Genomic DNA, 16861 nt, shown 5'->3' with positions numbered 1-16861 from the left:
CTATATTACCTATTACAACAATGCCCGTATTCAAACGAAACTAAACAACCGGTCACCAGTACAATACCGGCAAATGGTTGTTTAAAAGGTGCTTTGATTCCTGTCTCACAAACAGGGTGCAGTCCCAAGGTTCAGCTAAGGGCCTCTTTTCCGGAGTATGCAGCTTTTTATACATTGTGGATATGACTACGTTCTTTGGATAGTTGAAAGAAACGAGAATGTATAAAAAGCGCTCTTTGTATATATATGCTCGCACCTAAAAAATAGTATTTTTAAAAAAATTATAATATGATTTTTCTATTGATATATTTAATAGATAATCTCCTTAAAAAGCTATCTCCCCTACAAAGCGAGGTGGCTTTTTATTTTTATTTCTTTCTTGATAAAAGCTTGTCCTCTAGCTTACATATCCCCTTATAAAAGCCTAGTAAGATAAATAAAAGTACAGGATTAAGTATAGCTGAATGCCATAAATTCCACCAACCATAATGAAAATATCCCCAAGGAGCAGGTAATAATGTAAGCATTTCATAAAGCAAAATGGCTATTAACCAAAAAATAAAATAACAAACTTGCCTAATATAATCCCTTTTAAAGGGATACCAATTAAGGAACATCATATTAACAGGTGGGAGTAACACAGTATGAACAAGAAGTCCTTTCCAATCTGCACCGTCTGTGAAATACCAGTACCCATGATATTTTAAATCTATGTACACATCGAAACTACTTTGAAAAGCAATTGTAAACAACCAGAGATGAACAATTTGATTTGCTGTCAGTCTTTTATTTGTTTTAAATGCAATAAAATTAAATACAATAATGGCAATAGCAAGTCCAATCATGTTTTTTCCTTTTTGATTTATTATACCATATAGTTACAATAAAATAAATTTATGGTATTAGTTAGACGCGTTTCTCTAGATATTTCTATATTAAATAGCTTTAATCAATAACAAAAATATGTAACATTAGATCTACCTTGATATTTTTATTACATTCTTCCTTTAAGGATACTATAATCTATAGTTAACTTATGCAGATGTTTCAATGATCTTGAAACTTCTAAAAAGATCATTCACAAGTGGCAATGGTAATAAAAATGCCAATAAATGAGAAACCTTAAATGAATAAAATAAATGAGTTGGAATAATGCAAACAAAGTACTAAAAAGTCCACTTTATAAAAAGGAAGTGTTTGTATGTGGATTATAAAGACTAAACATAGGAGAGAAGGCGGAGGGACAGTTACGCTTAAGCTAGAAAGCGAAGATGGTAAGTTTGATGTCAATGTTAGATGGGATGGCTGTACGGAAATTCACATTTATTCGATTACTGAAGAAAGCCGTGTACTTGAAGATACTTTTCATACTTGTGACTTAAACGGATTTATTGAAAAGTTGCAATTTTTTAGGTTTTGCCTGTAAATAAGAACGTTTATTCTTTATCTCTGAACATTCTCCATAATAATAAGCGACCTTATATATTCTAAACTGAATTAATAAGATCGCTTATACTGCATTCTGGTTTAATATCTTTTTGTCTTTCCCTCTAAAAATTAATTCATCTTTCATTAAACGTTTGACCCATTTTCAGGATCATTATTATTTTGATCAAATAAAAAAGTAAGGTAAGAATCTAGTTCAAATCGATTTTCTTCACAAAAGTTAGATAACATAGACTTGCTTTCTTCTTTCATTTTTAATCACTCCAATTTAAATTTTTTTACTTTCTTATGCATGATGACCATGATTATTCTTTTGACCCATTTTTCGTAAAATAAAGCTTACGACTAATACTAAAATAATTGATCCAATAATTGCGGGAATGATTGCAAATCCACCAACAACTGGTCCCCAATCTCCCAAGATAAGGCCGCCTAACCAAGCGCCAATAAAGCCTGCGATAATATTACCAATAATACCTCCAGGAACATCACTTCCCGTAATTAAACCAGCGAGCCACCCGATAATTCCACCGACAATTAGCATCCATAGAATTTCCATTTATATTCACCCCTTTTAAAATGTTTAGTTGACTTTACCCCTAACTAAAACCCATTAATCATGGTATTTTTTTCTTATTTAGAGTCTTTTCTCTCATTTTACTTATCTTTATAATTGAATCAAAACTTCGATAAGTATAGGTTTAAGATCATCCTTGTTAGGATAAAAGTAAATAAAATATTTCATCTATAGGAGGAGATCTATATGGATCTATATAGTCAAAACAGGGGGGAATCAAAATGACAGAGTCAAGAAAAATCCCCCCCCATCCTCAAGAGACTAAAAGAAGGGATCATGCTGAGCAGTATCCTACGGAGAATGAAACTCTATTTGATCGCTTTAAAATTGAAGAGACAGTCGATCCAATACCAACTGAAGAGGTAAAGATAGAAAAGCAAGATGAAAGAAATAAAAAGAAAACTAAAAATGAATCCTCCACTGAAAATAAATATAAAAAAAATTAATGTTAAATCAATAGCATGAAAAAGTAGATATTCTAATTACTTATTAAACTAAGTTATTAAAAAGTATTCAAAAGGAGTCGAAAGAATGAAAGGAATAAAGAGAACAGAACTACAGACAATCTTTGTTTATTTACATCCAGATGTATTAGCACAAGGTGGTATTTATTTTATCGGACTAAATGAACGAGACAGGGAGCTTCCTCCAGCGAGTATTGAACACTTACGTTTAGATATACCTAAACAAAATTTACCTTGGGATCTTGAAGCTCACCTTGTTGTAGAAGAAGGAAGATTCCAATGGGATGCTGTAAAAAAAGACTATATAGAAATCGTCGCCTAATAAAAATCTCGACATTTTACCATGTCGAGATTTTTCATTTAGATAGTTTATTGTAGATAATAGGGAGAAATATATGCTGAGCCTCATATAACATTTAGAAACAAAATTAAATAGTCCGTCCGTAAAAGTATACATTTTTAGTTACCATAATGTCTCTTTCCGGAAACAAGTGACCAAACGAGCTCTTGATACACAAGAGCTCGTTTGGTTGCCATAATTTTCGTTTATACATAATTTTATACATCTTTGATTTATCAAAGTTTCTATGATGACTAAGTATGGACTCTTTGCATAAAAAACAGCCTTTTATGCATATACTAGCCCTTATAAAAATAGTCTTTTTGAAAAATTTAAGCTATAATTTTTTAAAAATAAATTCCACATTTAGTAAAAGAAAGTGAGATCTAATGGAGTTCGCTCAATCTAAAATTAATAATAAATAGTAAAATGTAAATAAACAATCCATGCAGGAGATGGTTTAGTGATTATTGGTTATACCCGTCCATATAGCGAAGATGAAAATTTGGACAAATAATTACAGGCTTTGCAACCCTATAATTGCGAAAAGGTTTATCAAGAAAAAACAAATTCCTTAAAAAAGAGAGTGCAATTTGATGAGATGTTAGCTTCTCTCCAAGAGGGAGATACAGTAGTTGTCTATAAATTTTATTGTATTGCAGACTCTACTCGACACCTTATTGAATTAATTGAATATCTTTCTGAAAATCATATTCATTTTGTATCTATTCTGGATGATGTTGATACTTCAACATTAGAAGGAAAAAAGTTTTTCAATACCATTAAACGTATTGGCCAATTTCAACATGATGTCATCAGTGAACGTACAAAAGCTGGTCTTGAAGAAGCGAAATTGAAAGGAAAAAGTGGCGGTCGTCCTAAGAAACCTGACTATAATGTTCATCGTGCACTTGATATGTACTGGAGTAAGAAATATACGATTGCTCAAATAACAGAAGCTACAGGTATAAGTAAGACTACTCTATATCGTTACTTAGATAATTGAAACATAAAAGCCCATGAAGACTCATGGGCCTTTATTGTATATAGAAAATGTAACTACAAGAAAGCATAGGAATAAAGACTATTCCTATAGGGACTAGCATATGTATAAAAGGTATGTTTTTTATACATGTATTTTGCGAATGCCCTTGTAAAGAACGTTGAGAAATCAAGGATGTATAAAAAGCTGCATACTCCGGAAAAAGGGCCCTTGGCAGAATCGTTCTGCGACAAGGGTTCTTTTTTGTGGTGTGGTCCGGGAAGCGGAATTATGTTAACTATGGATGTATAGCGTATACAATTAAATAAAAGTATTAAGCCTTTATTTTGCCGACTAAATTTTGGATTAATTCTTTTGTGGTTAAAACTGTAGCAAACTCGTTGTCTAAAGTAGCTAATCACACATTATGTATTTGCTCAGCCGAATAATACGTATTATCTGTGCCTTTTATTGCAAATGCAGCTGTTGCATCTGATACTAAATACGTTTCAAATCCTAAATTACCACTCATTCGAGTAATAGTTGAGACGCAGTGTGGAGTTGTTAACCCCACTATTACAACCTTTTCTACTTGGTTTTCTTTTAAATGTTTTTCGAGTCCAGTTCCTATAAATGCACTATTCACTTTCTTTTAAAGATCATTTCGTTTTCAGCTGGGACTACAACATCTTTAAAGTCTGAGCTTGGTTTACTAGGATGGAAAATTGAATGGTCGTTATCAGATAAGTGTTGAATATGTATGATTGGGTATTTCTTTTCTCTCCATGTCTTTAAGAGAACTTGAATATTGTCTTCAACATTTAGGTTATTTCTTATCCCCCACTTTTCATCTTCAAAAGCCCTTTTAACATCGATAATAATTAAAGCTGTATTAAGGTTTTATTTAAATATATAGACTTCCTAGTAACAGTATTTTGTCAAATAGATTTTCACTACGATATAAAAATTACTTTATATTACAATTTAAATTCAATAAATTTCTCAAATATTACTTTTGCAGAATCTTTTTTAAAATCTTTTCATCTTTTCGCTTATGGGGTTGTCGTTTATTAACTTGAGATTTTTCGTCAAAATAATTAAATGAAGACAACAAAAAACACTCCTTCATTCTAGAATTAGAATGAAGGAATGTTTTCATCAAAGATTGATTGAATCACTACGAAGGTTTTGCTGTTAGTAAAAACAGCACCAACGCAACAAATTCAATGGTATGAGCGATGAGGGATTCGAACCCCCGACCCCATCCCTGTCAAGGATGTATTCTCCCACTGAACTAATCGCTCGTGATATGTATTGACTATATTATAGAAAGAGTTATCCAATTTTGTCAACTATTTTTCCACCGTTCCCAAGTTGGAACGATCGTCCTTACTTTTGATAAAATAAAAACATGCCATAAAGGAGCGTGACGGGATGAAAGCACATGTTGAATTTTATTTTGATTTTGTCTGTCCACTATGTTTTCTAGCCACCAAGCCTTTAAGAGAAGTCTTTAAAGAACAAAAAGCTGAGATTGAATGGAAGCCTTTTGAACTTCGTCCTGAGCCAGCTGAACAGATGGAGCAAATAGAAGGTTTATTAGAGGAATCTTGGGATCAATCGATAGTGCCTTTAGCACAACAGCTACACGTAGAAATGAAGATGCCGGACATGTCCCCAGTCCCACGTACTCGTTTAGCACATGAAGGCTTTCATTTTGCTAAAAAACATGGTCAAGAAAGTGCATATGTAGATGCTGTATTTAAAGCTTATTGGGAAGATGAAAAAGATATTAGCCAGATTGAAGTCTTAGCAGAAATCGCTGATTCCCTGCATTTAGATAAAGAGATATTTACACGTATCTTAAGAGACCGGACGTTTGAACAAGTTCATAAAAATAGCTTAGCTCATGTAACGGAAGTACCAACTTTAAAAATTGGCAGCCGCGTACTTCAAGGATTCGTTTCCAAAGAAACAATCGAAAACGCACTGTTAGATGAACGTTTTCTTAAAGACAGAGAGAAATGATTTACTAAGAGGTGCATTTGATGAATATTAATTATTATTTTAGTCGATTTTTAGCTAAGAAACCAGATAGCCCAACGTATGAAAGCTTAGCTACTTTACAGAACAAGCACATGCTTCATGTTCCTTTTGAAAACTTAGACGTTCTGTCTCAAACCCCTATCGTTATTGATTTAAAACGGATTTTTCAAAAAGTAATCGTAAATTTACGTGGAGGGTTTTGCTACGAATTAAACGGTCTATTTGGCTGGCTGTTAAAAGAAAGCGGATATGAAGTCTCCTACGTTTCAGCTACCGTCAAAAAACCCGACGGCACGTGGACCATTGAAGGAAGTCACGCTACAAACCTTGTAAAGATTGAAAATCAGTCTTACATCGTGGACGTTGGATTTGGAGATTCTGTTCGCAAACCAATGCCGCTAAGTGGCGAAGTGGTAAGAGATGTAAGCGGCTCTTACCGCATGACAAACGTTGCAAAACATACGTATGATTTGCAACGTTTTGAAGATGGAGTATGGAAAACACTGTACCGCGTGTCTACAATTCCTACAAAGCTGACTGACTTTACTCCTATGTGTGAGTTCAATCAGACGTCACCCGATTCTCCGTTTGTGCACAAACGTCTTGTTACTATCGCAACACCGACAGGGCGCATTACGCTCTCTGGTGAAACGCTAACTGTAACAGACAGCGAAAAAAAGACGAAAAGGAACGTTTCAGAAGAAGAAATTCCTGATATTTTGCAAAATCATTTTTATATTATTAAAGGATTTTATTAATATGCCTTACACGAAAAACCGGCCTCCTCATGGGGCTGGTTTTTGTACAGGAGTAATCATCCTGTTTTCTACAGGCGACTTTAAAATAATCGAGGTATTCACATTTCCATAAGGGATCAGTTCATCCACTAGCATTCGAAGTCCATCCATTCCAGACACGGCTGCTTTGATAAAATAAGAAACCGGCCCCGTTACACGATGACATTCAAGCACATCTTCATTTTGCTCAATAAAGTCTTCAAATTCCTCTGGTTTTCTTTTTAATTCACTTACTTGAATAAACAGCTGTGTATCTCTCCCTAAAGCTTTCGGAGACACCGTAGCGCTGAAACGTTGGATCACTCCTCGTTCCTGAAGACGCTGCAGCCTTTCTGATACGCTTGGACGGCTAAGAGCCAGCTTTTTTGATAAATCACTAATTGTCATACGTCCGTCTTTTTGCAAAATAGACAATAATTGTGCATCGATTTGATCCATACAAACCTTTCCTTTCAAAATGAATATAATAAATAAAATCTTTATTCAAGTTGATAACAGAACAAGTATTATTTCCTTCATTTATGCATGTGTTTTCTTTATTTAATATCCTATCATTAAAGCAGATGATTGAAAATGAAAATTCTGAAAAAAACAAACAAAGGGGTTTATTTATGCGAAAAGTTTTATGGATTATTCTTGGATGTACGATTGCAAGTATTGGTGTTCTTATCTTGCGGCACTCTCACGTAGTGACGGGAGGAACAGCTGGTCTATCTCTTAGCTTGTCATACGCCTTTCCTTTATCGTTTGCGGTGATCTTTTTTCTCATTAATATTCCTTTTTATCTCTTTTCCTTCTTTCAAATGGGATGGAAATTTACTACTACAACTATAGGATCAGTGTCTTTGCTATCGCTTCTCACTTCACTAGATCACTTGCTTCCTTCTTTTACACTTCCTAGCCTGATGGGTGCTGTTACGGGCGGACTAATTGCCGGCCTTGGCTTATCTATTTTATTTATGAACGAAGCTTCTCTCGGCGGCGCTAATATTTTAGCTTTATTCGCGCAGCGAAAATTCGGGTGGGACCCTGGAAAAGTGAATTTTTCATTTGATTTCCTTGTCGTGCTGTCGAGCATGTATTCAATTGGGCTTTCAAAAGGAATTTTCTCAGTTATGTCCATTGCCATTACAGGGTTTATCATCAGCTATTTCAAGCAAAAAATTGCTTTACACAATCAACCGACACCCGATTCTACCACACAGCCTTTAGATAATGCGCTTTCTAAATAAAAAACACGATTTAGCTGTGACTAAATCGTGTTTTTTATTTAAATTTTTTCTACTTTTATAAAATCAAATTGGGCTTCATATCCTTCTCCTTGAGGACTACAAGCGTAAATGCCAACTTGAACAGGTTCTTTGGATGAGTTCAATAAGTGAGCGAGTCGGAGCTGAGTCCAAGAATCTCCATCACTTGAATAACAAACGGTGTAATCATCATTTTTGCGCTGAATTTTAAAATAAAGTGCTGATTTGTTTTGAGTGAAATTTTGACTGGACCAATCTGAGAAACCCTGGTTGGTTACGACTGCTCCTAATTGGTTAGGACCATCGGGATTGTATTCAACTGACGTTTTAATCCACGTATCTTTTGATACACGAATCATGAGACCTGCTTGATCATAGCGATTAACCGGATATGTATGCACCTTTGTCATAATTTCAAAGTCGCCTTCTACTTCACGGTAAAGAAAGTGTCCGTTGTCCGCTTCAAAGCCGTAATGAGTACGCTGCCAAAAATCTGTTTTAGCGTCTGTTTTAATCACTAATCGATTCGTTTCTCTATCAACTTGAAATTGAGCTGGCGGACAAAACCAGGAAACTTCTGAATCTAATTTTCCTTCTGAAAAGTTTGTGAAAAATACTAGTTGATTACTCACTCTCTGTCATTCCCTTCTTAGAAGCTATTATTCTTCTATTTCTATTCTGCCACAATTTAACGAATAAATAAAATATTTTGATTATTTTTCCTGTAGATTCTTTTCTTTTATAAAAAATAAGACTCTTTTACATAGAGTAAAAGAGTCTTATTTTTAAATTAATGCATTTAGAATAAGTGCTCCTGCAAAAGCAATAAAGGATAGAAGCGTTTCCAGAACGGTCCATGTTTTGAACGTTTCTTTCACTGTTAACCCTAAGTACTCCTTCACCATCCAGAAGCCAGCATCGTTCACGTGAGAGAACATTAACGAACCCGCACCAGTAACGATAACAAGAAGTTCTAAGTTAACACCAGACATGTGCTCAATGATGGGTGAGACAATACCAGCCGCTGTTGTTAATGCAACTGTTGCTGAACCTGTAGCAATACGGATTAACCCAGCAATTAAAAATGCAAGTACAAGTGGTGATAGAGATAGATGTTCAGACATTTGACCAATCGTTGTACCTACTCCGCTATCGATTAATACTTGTTTGAAGCCGCCGCCTGCACCAATAATTAAGACAATAGATCCTACAGGAAGCAAACATTCTTCCGTTAGTTTTTTAATAACATCTTTTGTCATACCTTGACGTTTTCCAAGCAGGTAAAACGCTGCAAAACAAGCAATTAAAAGTGCAATTAAAGGACTTCCTATTAATTCTAAAAACTTCACTACGCCGCTTGGCAATCCGTTAATAACAGGTGCTACAGCTGCTAAGATCATTAATAGAACGGGCAGTAAAATTACAAAGAATGAAACGCCTGTACCAGGAAGATCTTTTGATGTAGTCGTAATACGAATTAGATCAGGCTCTCCTTCTGGAATCACACGTTTGTGAACCCACTTTGCAAAAACTGGTCCAGCGATAACTGCGGCTGGAATTGAAATGATTAATGCGTATAAAAGCACTTTCCCCGTATTTGCTCCGTAAATACTAATAGCTGCCATCGCTCCTGGATGAGGAGGAACGAGACCATGAACAATTGATAATCCTGCAATAACTGGCAGAGCAATCAATAATATATTTTGTTTTGTTGTTTTATGAATGGAAATAACTAAAGGCAGTAAGATCAAAATTCCTACTTCGAAGAAAACAGGAATACCAATAATGAAACCTGCTACTAGCATCGCCCATGGCAATCTTTTCACACCGAATATTCTTACGAAATAATCCGCTACCTGCATGCCAGCGCCTGAATCAGCCATCAGCTTACCTAAAATTGTTCCCAGTGCTAAAATTCCTACTAAGTGGCCCAAAACACCGCCCACTCCCGTTTCGTAAGCGGCAACAATTTTATCCATTGATAACCCAGAAGCAATTGCTAAAAACAAACTCGCAACCGTTAAACTAATAAACGCATGCCATTTAAAAACTGAAACACCTACAATAACAATAACAATTGCGGCAACTGTAATAGCTAATAAGTATGCATCCATCTTGCTTTCCACCTTCCCTTTAAGTAAACGCTTTCTTTATGTAGCAAAAAAGCTCTACACCCTGTGAATTTTTTAAAAAATAAGTTCCAATTATCGAAATCGTTTACATTAATTAATTTGGAAAACGATTTCATCTTTTTATTACTTAAATTATATGAAAAAAAAATTCTTAAATCAATAAAAAAACTAAAAAAAATTTTATCAATTTTCTTCCATAGGGATTTAATTCATAAAAAAATCCAATCGTGTTAATGATTGGATTTTGCTTTTTTATTTTGTGATGGTTGGATCAGCCGTTTGACTGTCGATAATCGTTTTTTCACTTGTTTTTAACGTTATTTCTTCATATTCTCCTGGCACTAATACACTTTTATCTCCTCTCATGAGATACGTGTACGCGATGATAGAAATGAATAGACCAAATGTCCAGGCATTATCCCATAAAAAGCGCAGTCCAGGAATCAGTAAGCCTAAAACGGGTATAGCCACGCCAATTACTAATGCATAAATACCGTTTTTATTAAAACCTGTTGAATAGCTGTAGCGACCGTTTACCTCGTATAAATCCTTTAATGCCATCTGTCTCCTTCTTACAAGCCAGTAGTCAGCAATGGCGATGCCGTCTATAGGACCAAGTAGCGCTCCATATGTTCCAAGCCAGCCGAAGATATAGTTCCCGAAATTAGACATGATGTACCATGGCTGAAGTAAAATAGCAAAAATACCGGTCACTAGCGCCCCCATCGCAAACGTGATTTTCTTTGGATTCAGATTCTCAATTGCACGGGCTGGCGCGACAATATTTGCTCCCACATTAATCGTCAAAGAAGAAAGCACGATAACGATTGTTCCTAAGAAAATGATAAACGGAGGGAATTTAGCTACTAACGCCACTGGATCCCAAATAGCTACTCCAAATATAACGATTGTTGCTGAGGTAACAGCAATTCCAATAAATGAAAAAATACTCATCGTCAACGGTAAGGAGAAGGTTTGCGCAACCATTTGGGATTTCTGACTTCTAGCATATCGACAAAAATCCGGAATGTTCAAAGCGAGCGTCGCCCAAAATGCAATGACTCCCGTTAAAGCAGGAAAAAATACAGCTAGAAATTCTCCGGTTGATGTGAATTTAGAAGGCGTAGATAAAATTGGGCCCCATCCTCCTGAATTTGTATAAGCCCATATAAAAAGAATAATAGCTGAAATACCAATAACCGGAGCAGCAATCGCTCCTAATACTTTAATCGCTTGCGGTCCTTTATATGCCACTCCTACATTTAAAAGCCAAAAGAAAGCAAATACAATGGCTGTATGACCGGGTAAACCATTCCAAGATGAAAACGAAGCGCTTAGCAGCGTATCAATTGCTTCTGTTCCAATCCATGTATTGATTCCAAACCACCCAGCAGCCACAATGGCCCTAGCTAGTGCTGGAATATGTGCTCCTTTATCTCCAAACCAAAGGCGGGCAAATACCGGATAAGGAATGCCAAACTTGGTTCCAGCGTGAGAATTAAGCAAAATAGGAATAAGAACGATAACATTTCCTAAAAAGATCGTACCAATTGCTTGCCACCAGTTCATTCCAAGCGTCATCATTCCGCTTGCCATTGTATAAGCTGGAATACACAGACACATCCCAATCCAAAGCGTAGCAAAGTTAACTCCTTTCCAAGAATGTTCTTTCATCGTAGTGGGGCGTAAATCTTCATTCCAAAGGTCACTGCCGCTCAGCTGATTGTGCATCTCCTCTGTGAGCGTCACAATTCCATCTTGCTCGATTTGTGTTTTCATCCATAAAACCCCTTTTCATAAAATAAGTTCATTCCAAAAAACTGATTTTATTTGAATTTTCTGAAATATAAAGGCGTTTGTGACGATTCTTTCTATTATGTGATAAATACTAACGTTATCCCTTATTATATTTAATGAGAAACAGGGATACACTGGACAAATTGTAACATTATTTGGGGGAACTTTTATATATTGTGTATTGTTAACCTTTTTGGTTGTTAGATAACCTAACATACAAAAAAGATCATCGCCTGAAAGCTTCAAGCGATGATCTTTGAACTTAATGTACGTATTTTTTTTGAAAAGCCGTAATGCTTTCGTATTCTTCTTTAAATAAGCGAGCCAAACGAATATAGATAGCCGTTAACTCTTTATATACTTCACTGTTTTCTTTGATTGGATAATGATGATTAGTCGCTCCAACCATATCAGAAACAACGTTTAATGAGTTAACTTCCCCAAGGCTATATAAGCCAAGGATAACTGCTCCTAGACATGAACTTTCAAAGCTTTCCGGTACGGATACTTCTTGGTTAAAAATATCTGCCATCATTTGACGCCAAAGTGCGGAACGTGCAAATCCGCCTGTTGCCTGAATTTTTGTAGGCTCTCCAATTAACTCTTCAAGGGCCAATAATACCGTATATAAGTTAAAAATAACGCCTTCTAACACGGCACGAATCATATGCTCTTTTTTATGGTGCAAACCTAGGCCGAAAAATGAACCTTTAGCATTTGCATCCCAAAGCGGCGCACGCTCTCCTGAAAGGTATGGGTGAAACAATAAGCCGTCTGCTCCTGGTTTCACTAAAGCCGCAATATCCGTTAATACTTCATACGGATCTTTTCCAAGACGTTTAGCTGTTTCCACTTCCGACGCTCCAAACTGATCGCGAGCCCATCTAAAAATCATGCCTCCGTTATTTACAGGGCCACCAATTACCCAGTGGTCTTCTGTTAACGCATAACAGAAAATACGACCTTTAGGATCGACTACTGGCTTGTCAGTCACTGCTCGAATAGCTCCGCTTGTCCCGATTGTCACAGCAACAACGCCTGGTTCAATCGCATTTACGCCTAAGTTTGATAATACACCGTCACTTGCACCTACAATAAAGGGCGTATCCGGAAGTAAATGCATCTCAACTGCAAGCTCTGGGTTTAACCCTTTTAACTGATGCATGGTTGAAACAGGAGTGGATAACTGATCTGTTGTAACACCTGCTACTTTAAGTGCTTCTTCATCCCATGCAAGATTTTTCAGATTAAACAAACCCGTTGCTGATGCAATCGAATAGTCGATAATATATTCGTTAAACAACTTAAAGAATACATATTCTTTAATCGAAATAAACTTATATGTTCCCTTCACTAATTCAGGCTGTTCATTAGAAAGCCATGTTAGCTTGGAAAGCGGCGACATCGGATGAATAGGCGTACCCGTACGTAAATAAATCTCATGCCCATTGTATTCATTTTTAATTTTTTCCGTCCATTCTGCACTTCTATTATCCGCCCACGTGATACATTTTGTCAGCGGTTTTCCCTGCTGATCAACGGCAATAACACTGTGCATAGCTGAGCTGAATGAAACGCATAAAATATCCTCAGGTTTTACATCGCTTGTTTTTACAACCGTTTGAATTGTACGTACAACTGCTTGAAAAATTTCTTCAGGATCTTGCTCAGCCATCGCGGGCGTAGGCGAGTATAGTGGATACTCAATCCCATGGTTCGCAATGACTGTACCGTCTACTGAAAACAATACAGACTTTGTACTCGTTGTTCCGATATCTACACCTATTGCATATTTTTTGCTCATGCTGCTGTCCCCCTACTTTACTTATTTACAACACCGTGACCGCCGAATTCATTTCGAAGTGCTGCTACAACTTTTCCTGTAAATGTATCTTCCTCTAATGAACGATAGCGCATCATTAGCGATAAAGCAATAACAGGAGTTGCCGTTTGAAGATCAAGAGCAGTCTCTACGGTCCATTTCCCTTCACCAGAAGACTGCATAACTCCTTTAATACTATCTAGTTTAGGATCTTTTGAAAACGCATTTTCCGTTAGTTCCATTAACCAAGAACGAACAACAGATCCGTTATTCCAAACGCGCGCTACGGCTTCATAGTCGAAATCAAACTGACTTTTTTCCAGAACTTCAAATCCTTCAGCAATGGATTGCATCATTCCATATTCTACACCATTATGAACCATTTTTAAAAAATGACCGCTTCCGCTTTTACCTGCGTACATAAATCCATTTTCTACGCAAATATCACTAAAAATTGGTTCAATTGTACGGAATGCTTCTGCATCTCCACCAATCATTGTACACGCTCCGTTTCTTGCGCCTTCCATTCCGCCGCTTGTCCCTACATCAAAGAAGTAAATACCTTTTTCCTGAAGATCATGAGCACGTCGAACAGATTCTTTATAATTAGAGTTTCCCCCGTCTATTACAATATCTCCTTCTGACAGAAGTTCTTTTAGTTCTGTAATAACATTTTCCGTTACTTCTCCAGCCGGAACCATAATCCATACGACTTTAGGTGAAGCTGGCAGTTCTCTGACTAACTCTTCAACAGTAAAGGCACCAGCTGCTCCTTCATTTGAAAGTTTTTCTACCGCTTCTTTATTCACATCATAAGCTACTACTTCATGATGGTTATCCATTAAATTTAATGATAAATTATATCCCATTTTTCCTAAACCGATTAATCCAATTTTCATTTTACAAACTCCCTTTGAAAAAAAATTTCACATTACCTCCATTATACGAATTATTTTTCATTTTGCAATCGTTTACAAGAAAATTTTTTTCACTCATATTTTTGTGCTATACTCTTTTTACTACTAAATTCGTAGAAAGGAACATCAGTTATGACGCAAAATTGCTTAGGAAAAATTCGTTCTCACTATGCTAGATTCAGTGAAAAAGAGAAAAAAATTGCAAATTATATTTTAGAACAGCCGGAACAAATTATTCACAGTACCATTAACGAAGTGGCAGACGATTTAAATGTAGCTGATGCAACAGTTTTTCGCTTTTGTAAACGAATTGGTTTCAAGGGCTATCAAGCGATGAAAATAGCGCTGGCTGCTGAAATTATGACGCCTATTCAGCAGATTCACGAAGAAATTACTGAAACAGATAATGAAAAAACCATTGCTGAAAAAATCTTTCGCTCCAATGTGCGAACGCTTGAAAATACATTACAAATACTAGAAAGCAACGCTATTGAAAAAGCCGTTAAACTTCTTATGAAGGCGGATAAAGTTCAGTTTTATGGCACGGGGGGCTCTTCAGTGGTGGCTATGGATGCTTTTCATAAATTTGTGCGAACAGGAATTAAAACGTTTGCATTTATTGATTCTCACTTCCAACTTATGTCCGCTTCTCAATTAACAAAACAAGATGTAGCGGTAGTGATTTCTCATTCTGGAACAAATAAAGACACGATGAACATTTTAAATACAGCAAAAGCTAACGGTGCCAAAACAATCGGTATCACGGGTTTTCCTAAGTCTCCGTTAAGCCAAAATGTCGATGTTTCTCTTTATACAAGTTCAGAAGAAACCGAATATCGATCTGAGGCTCTCGCCTCGAGAATTGGACAGCTAAGCCTCATTGATGCTTTGTACGTTAATGTAATGATTGCGAATAAAGACACCTCTAAACACTCGCTTGAAAAAGTACGCGATGCCATTGCTGAAACTAGAATTTAATGTTTCGCCCTTATATATTCTTCAACTATAACATCAAACAGAGCATAGAATATATGCTCTGTTTGGTACGGTTCTTTACTTAAAATTTTCAGGTTTTAATTCTCATTTAACATTTTCTAAGTTGCTACATATGATAAAGCACAACTTTTAAAAAGTAGGTGAAGTGTGTATGGATATTATCTATCGCACTGCAAAACTAGATGATTATACAGAAGTAAATAAAATATTAGGGGAATCACTAGAACTCCACGCAAATGCGCTTCCTTCTATGTTTGATAATCAAATGGCTGTTTTATCTCCCGAACAATATCAAGCTACTCTTTATTATGCAACCATTGATATTCTTGTAGCTCAATATCGAAATCAAATTATTGGGGCATCTGTTGTTGAATTAAAATATAACCCTCCCACCACATTAGCTCCTCTTTCCTACACAGCATACATCCAATATTTTGGTGTTAAGAAAGGCTTTCAAAATTATGGCGTAGGAAAAGGTCTTTTTTCTGCTACGAAACAGTGGGCTGTACAAAAAGGAGCAAACGACCTCCAGCTTACCGTATGGGCATTTAACGAAAGAGCACGTGCTTTTTATGAAAGTCTTGGACTGAAAAACTTAAGCTACCTTATGACTACTTCACTGCAGCCATAAATTGTTCCATTAACAGAGGCTAGGCACGTAGGAAATACGTGCCTAGCCTCTGTTATTCAAATAAAAGACTAAATCATTGCGACGTGTTAATTTACGTAGCTTATATACATACTAAAAGAAGTTTATTACGTAGCCGGATTGCCTTCTTGCAGCTGCTCTTGTTCATCACGCTGACGGTGAGCTAAACGACTTGCCGCACTAGAAGCTACGCTCGCTACCAAATCATCTAAAAAGGTATTAACTCCTTTTTCTTTTTTACAGTCCAGCTTTTCAATAATGCCTACTTTTACTTTATCTAAATAGCCAAAGGTCGTAACAGCGATACTGCCATAGGTTAAAACGGCACCTAAAGCAATCGTTTCGTCAACGCCAAACAACCCTTCATCTTGTTCTACAATACTTTGAAGAGGTTCTGATAATTTATTTTGCTCAGCTAACTTATCAAGTTCGATTCCAACTAGAAGGGCATGCTGAATTTCTCTCTTTTGCAGTACTCTCTCTACGCTTTCAGCGCATTCCTGAATGGTTAGAGCTGGATGATAAGGAAGCTGTAAATCATACACAATTTCAGCAATATCCAAAACTGTTACGCCACGCTCTTCTAGCAAATCAAATGTTGCCTTTGCTACTTCTTTGCTCGTTGGGATTTTTTTCGCTGTCATGT

General features: G+C 36.3%; 19 protein-coding genes, 1 tRNA gene and 2 pseudogenes. 10 read left to right on the top strand and 12 right to left on the bottom strand.

Translation table 11 applies throughout. The features are described from left to right. The coding region (locus M3225_RS24360; RefSeq protein ID WP_251396070.1) for an IS3 family transposase at positions 1 to 85 on the top strand (85 nt) is incomplete at its 5' end. A 283-nt stretch (positions 86 to 368) separates the two neighbouring features. Here the strand turns inward: M3225_RS24360 and M3225_RS24355 are convergent. Next, on the bottom strand, positions 369 to 845 hold the full coding sequence (locus M3225_RS24355) for a hypothetical protein (RefSeq protein WP_251398771.1): 477 nt from the start codon (positions 843 to 845) through the stop codon (positions 369 to 371). Positions 846 to 1201: 356 nt separating this feature from the next. Here M3225_RS24355 and M3225_RS24350 point away from each other — a divergent pair, with 356 nt between their 5' ends. Then, the gene (locus M3225_RS24350; protein ID WP_251398769.1) at positions 1202 to 1426 is read left to right on the top strand and encodes a hypothetical protein; all 225 of its coding nucleotides are present in this window, start codon (positions 1202 to 1204) and stop codon (positions 1424 to 1426) included. A 146-nt stretch (positions 1427 to 1572) separates the two neighbouring features. On the opposite strand, the gene M3225_RS29705 is transcribed toward M3225_RS24350, so the two are convergent. After that, the gene (locus M3225_RS29705; protein ID WP_275801129.1) at positions 1573 to 1698 is read right to left on the bottom strand and encodes a hypothetical protein; all 126 of its coding nucleotides are present in this window, start codon (positions 1696 to 1698) and stop codon (positions 1573 to 1575) included. 34 nt (positions 1699 to 1732) lie between these two features. After that, complete coding sequence (locus M3225_RS24345; RefSeq protein WP_251398766.1) at positions 1733 to 2005, bottom strand: GlsB/YeaQ/YmgE family stress response membrane protein; 273 nt, start codon at positions 2003 to 2005, stop codon at positions 1733 to 1735. 239 nt (positions 2006 to 2244) lie between these two features. Here M3225_RS24345 and M3225_RS24340 point away from each other — a divergent pair, with 239 nt between their 5' ends. From M3225_RS24340 to M3225_RS24330, 3 genes and pseudogenes are all read left to right on the top strand, one after another. Further along, the gene (locus M3225_RS24340) at positions 2245 to 2469 is read left to right on the top strand and encodes a hypothetical protein (RefSeq protein ID WP_251398764.1); all 225 of its coding nucleotides are present in this window, start codon (positions 2245 to 2247) and stop codon (positions 2467 to 2469) included. Between the two features lie 85 nt (positions 2470 to 2554). Continuing rightward, entirely contained in the window at positions 2555 to 2809 is a 255-nt protein-coding gene (locus M3225_RS24335; RefSeq protein ID WP_251398762.1) for a hypothetical protein, read from the top strand. A gap of 481 nt (positions 2810 to 3290) precedes the next feature. Further along, positions 3291 to 3833 (top strand): annotated as a pseudogene (locus M3225_RS24330) (recombinase family protein). 310 nt (positions 3834 to 4143) lie between these two features. Here the strand turns inward: M3225_RS24330 and M3225_RS24325 are convergent. Both M3225_RS24325 and M3225_RS24320 read right to left on the bottom strand, forming a co-directional pair. After that, positions 4144 to 4691: pseudogene (locus M3225_RS24325) on the bottom strand (cysteine hydrolase family protein). A gap of 350 nt (positions 4692 to 5041) precedes the next feature. Further along, a tRNA-Val gene (locus M3225_RS24320) sits at positions 5042 to 5113 on the bottom strand. Between the two features lie 130 nt (positions 5114 to 5243). On the opposite strand from M3225_RS24320, the gene M3225_RS24315 reads away from it, so the two are divergent. Both M3225_RS24315 and M3225_RS24310 read left to right on the top strand, forming a co-directional pair. After that, positions 5244 to 5837, top strand: coding sequence for a DsbA family oxidoreductase (locus M3225_RS24315; protein WP_251398760.1), 594 nt, complete (start codon positions 5244 to 5246; stop codon positions 5835 to 5837). 20 nt (positions 5838 to 5857) lie between these two features. Then, positions 5858 to 6613: an arylamine N-acetyltransferase family protein gene (locus M3225_RS24310; protein WP_251398751.1), complete on the top strand. Its 756-nt coding sequence runs from the start codon at positions 5858 to 5860 to the stop codon at positions 6611 to 6613. A gap of 27 nt (positions 6614 to 6640) precedes the next feature. On the opposite strand, the gene M3225_RS24305 is transcribed toward M3225_RS24310, so the two are convergent. Continuing rightward, positions 6641 to 7090: an Lrp/AsnC family transcriptional regulator gene (locus tag M3225_RS24305; RefSeq protein ID WP_251398749.1), complete on the bottom strand. Its 450-nt coding sequence runs from the start codon at positions 7088 to 7090 to the stop codon at positions 6641 to 6643. A 173-nt stretch (positions 7091 to 7263) separates the two neighbouring features. On the opposite strand from M3225_RS24305, the gene M3225_RS24300 reads away from it, so the two are divergent. Next, entirely contained in the window at positions 7264 to 7884 is a 621-nt protein-coding gene (locus M3225_RS24300; RefSeq protein ID WP_251398747.1) for a YitT family protein, read from the top strand. 38 nt (positions 7885 to 7922) lie between these two features. On the opposite strand, the gene M3225_RS24295 is transcribed toward M3225_RS24300, so the two are convergent. From M3225_RS24295 to gnd, 5 genes are all read right to left on the bottom strand, one after another. After that, positions 7923 to 8534: a DUF1349 domain-containing protein gene (locus tag M3225_RS24295; RefSeq protein ID WP_251398744.1), complete on the bottom strand. Its 612-nt coding sequence runs from the start codon at positions 8532 to 8534 to the stop codon at positions 7923 to 7925. Positions 8535 to 8687: 153 nt separating this feature from the next. Then, positions 8688 to 10016, bottom strand: a complete 1329-nt coding sequence (locus M3225_RS24290) for a GntT/GntP/DsdX family permease (protein WP_251398742.1) — start codon at positions 10014 to 10016, stop codon at positions 8688 to 8690. 270 nt (positions 10017 to 10286) lie between these two features. Then, positions 10287 to 11813, bottom strand: coding sequence for an NCS1 family nucleobase:cation symporter-1 (locus M3225_RS24285; RefSeq protein ID WP_251398741.1), 1527 nt, complete (start codon positions 11811 to 11813; stop codon positions 10287 to 10289). 280 nt (positions 11814 to 12093) lie between these two features. Beyond that, the gene (gntK, locus tag M3225_RS24280; RefSeq protein ID WP_251398740.1) at positions 12094 to 13635 is read right to left on the bottom strand and encodes a gluconokinase; all 1542 of its coding nucleotides are present in this window, start codon (positions 13633 to 13635) and stop codon (positions 12094 to 12096) included. A 17-nt stretch (positions 13636 to 13652) separates the two neighbouring features. Beyond that, positions 13653 to 14552 (bottom strand): phosphogluconate dehydrogenase (NAD(+)-dependent, decarboxylating), encoded by a 900-nt coding sequence (gene gnd, locus M3225_RS24275; protein ID WP_251398738.1) that lies wholly within the window; start codon positions 14550 to 14552, stop codon positions 13653 to 13655. A 150-nt stretch (positions 14553 to 14702) separates the two neighbouring features. Here gnd and M3225_RS24270 point away from each other — a divergent pair, with 150 nt between their 5' ends. After that, entirely contained in the window at positions 14703 to 15548 is an 846-nt protein-coding gene (locus M3225_RS24270; protein WP_251398737.1) for a MurR/RpiR family transcriptional regulator, read from the top strand. Between the two features lie 169 nt (positions 15549 to 15717). Further along, positions 15718 to 16197 (top strand): GNAT family N-acetyltransferase, encoded by a 480-nt coding sequence (locus M3225_RS24265; protein WP_251398735.1) that lies wholly within the window; start codon positions 15718 to 15720, stop codon positions 16195 to 16197. A 125-nt stretch (positions 16198 to 16322) separates the two neighbouring features. Here the strand turns inward: M3225_RS24265 and M3225_RS24260 are convergent, their stop codons facing one another. Continuing rightward, the gene (locus tag M3225_RS24260; protein WP_013055458.1) at positions 16323 to 16859 is read right to left on the bottom strand and encodes a phosphatidylglycerophosphatase A family protein; all 537 of its coding nucleotides are present in this window, start codon (positions 16857 to 16859) and stop codon (positions 16323 to 16325) included. Between the last annotated feature and the right edge of the window lie 2 nt (positions 16860 to 16861).

The sequence above is a fragment of the Priestia aryabhattai genome, from assembly GCF_023715685.1.
Classification (GTDB): Bacteria; Bacillota; Bacilli; order Bacillales; family Bacillaceae_H; genus Priestia; species Priestia aryabhattai_B.
This window is presented reverse-complemented; position numbering and strand designations above follow the sequence as displayed.

Excerpts from the sequence above, each read along its gene's own strand:
- M3225_RS24310 (WP_251398751.1), top strand. The coding sequence starts at position 5,858 with ATGAATATTAATTATTATTTTAGTCGATTTTTAGCTAAGAAACCAGAT.
- M3225_RS24340 (WP_251398764.1), top strand. The coding sequence starts at position 2,245 with ATGACAGAGTCAAGAAAAATCCCCCCCCATCCTCAAGAGACTAAAAGA.
- M3225_RS24270 (WP_251398737.1), top strand. The coding sequence starts at position 14,703 with ATGACGCAAAATTGCTTAGGAAAAATTCGTTCTCACTATGCTAGATTC.
- M3225_RS24335 (WP_251398762.1), top strand. The coding sequence starts at position 2,555 with ATGAAAGGAATAAAGAGAACAGAACTACAGACAATCTTTGTTTATTTA.
- M3225_RS24345 (WP_251398766.1), bottom strand. The coding sequence starts at position 2,005 with ATGGAAATTCTATGGATGCTAATTGTCGGTGGAATTATCGGGTGGCTC.
- M3225_RS24285 (WP_251398741.1), bottom strand. The coding sequence starts at position 11,813 with ATGAAAACACAAATCGAGCAAGATGGAATTGTGACGCTCACAGAGGAG.
- M3225_RS24315 (WP_251398760.1), top strand. The coding sequence starts at position 5,244 with ATGAAAGCACATGTTGAATTTTATTTTGATTTTGTCTGTCCACTATGT.
- M3225_RS24305 (WP_251398749.1), bottom strand. The coding sequence starts at position 7,090 with ATGGATCAAATCGATGCACAATTATTGTCTATTTTGCAAAAAGACGGA.
- M3225_RS29705 (WP_275801129.1), bottom strand. The coding sequence starts at position 1,698 with ATGAAAGAAGAAAGCAAGTCTATGTTATCTAACTTTTGTGAAGAAAAT.
- M3225_RS24300 (WP_251398747.1), top strand. The coding sequence starts at position 7,264 with ATGCGAAAAGTTTTATGGATTATTCTTGGATGTACGATTGCAAGTATT.
- gnd (WP_251398738.1), bottom strand. The coding sequence starts at position 14,552 with ATGAAAATTGGATTAATCGGTTTAGGAAAAATGGGATATAATTTATCA.
- M3225_RS24350 (WP_251398769.1), top strand. The coding sequence starts at position 1,202 with ATGTGGATTATAAAGACTAAACATAGGAGAGAAGGCGGAGGGACAGTT.
- M3225_RS24265 (WP_251398735.1), top strand. The coding sequence starts at position 15,718 with ATGGATATTATCTATCGCACTGCAAAACTAGATGATTATACAGAAGTA.
- M3225_RS24260 (WP_013055458.1), bottom strand. The coding sequence starts at position 16,859 with ATGACAGCGAAAAAAATCCCAACGAGCAAAGAAGTAGCAAAGGCAACA.
- M3225_RS24290 (WP_251398742.1), bottom strand. The coding sequence starts at position 10,016 with ATGGATGCATACTTATTAGCTATTACAGTTGCCGCAATTGTTATTGTT.
- M3225_RS24355 (WP_251398771.1), bottom strand. The coding sequence starts at position 845 with ATGATTGGACTTGCTATTGCCATTATTGTATTTAATTTTATTGCATTT.
- gntK (WP_251398740.1), bottom strand. The coding sequence starts at position 13,635 with ATGAGCAAAAAATATGCAATAGGTGTAGATATCGGAACAACGAGTACA.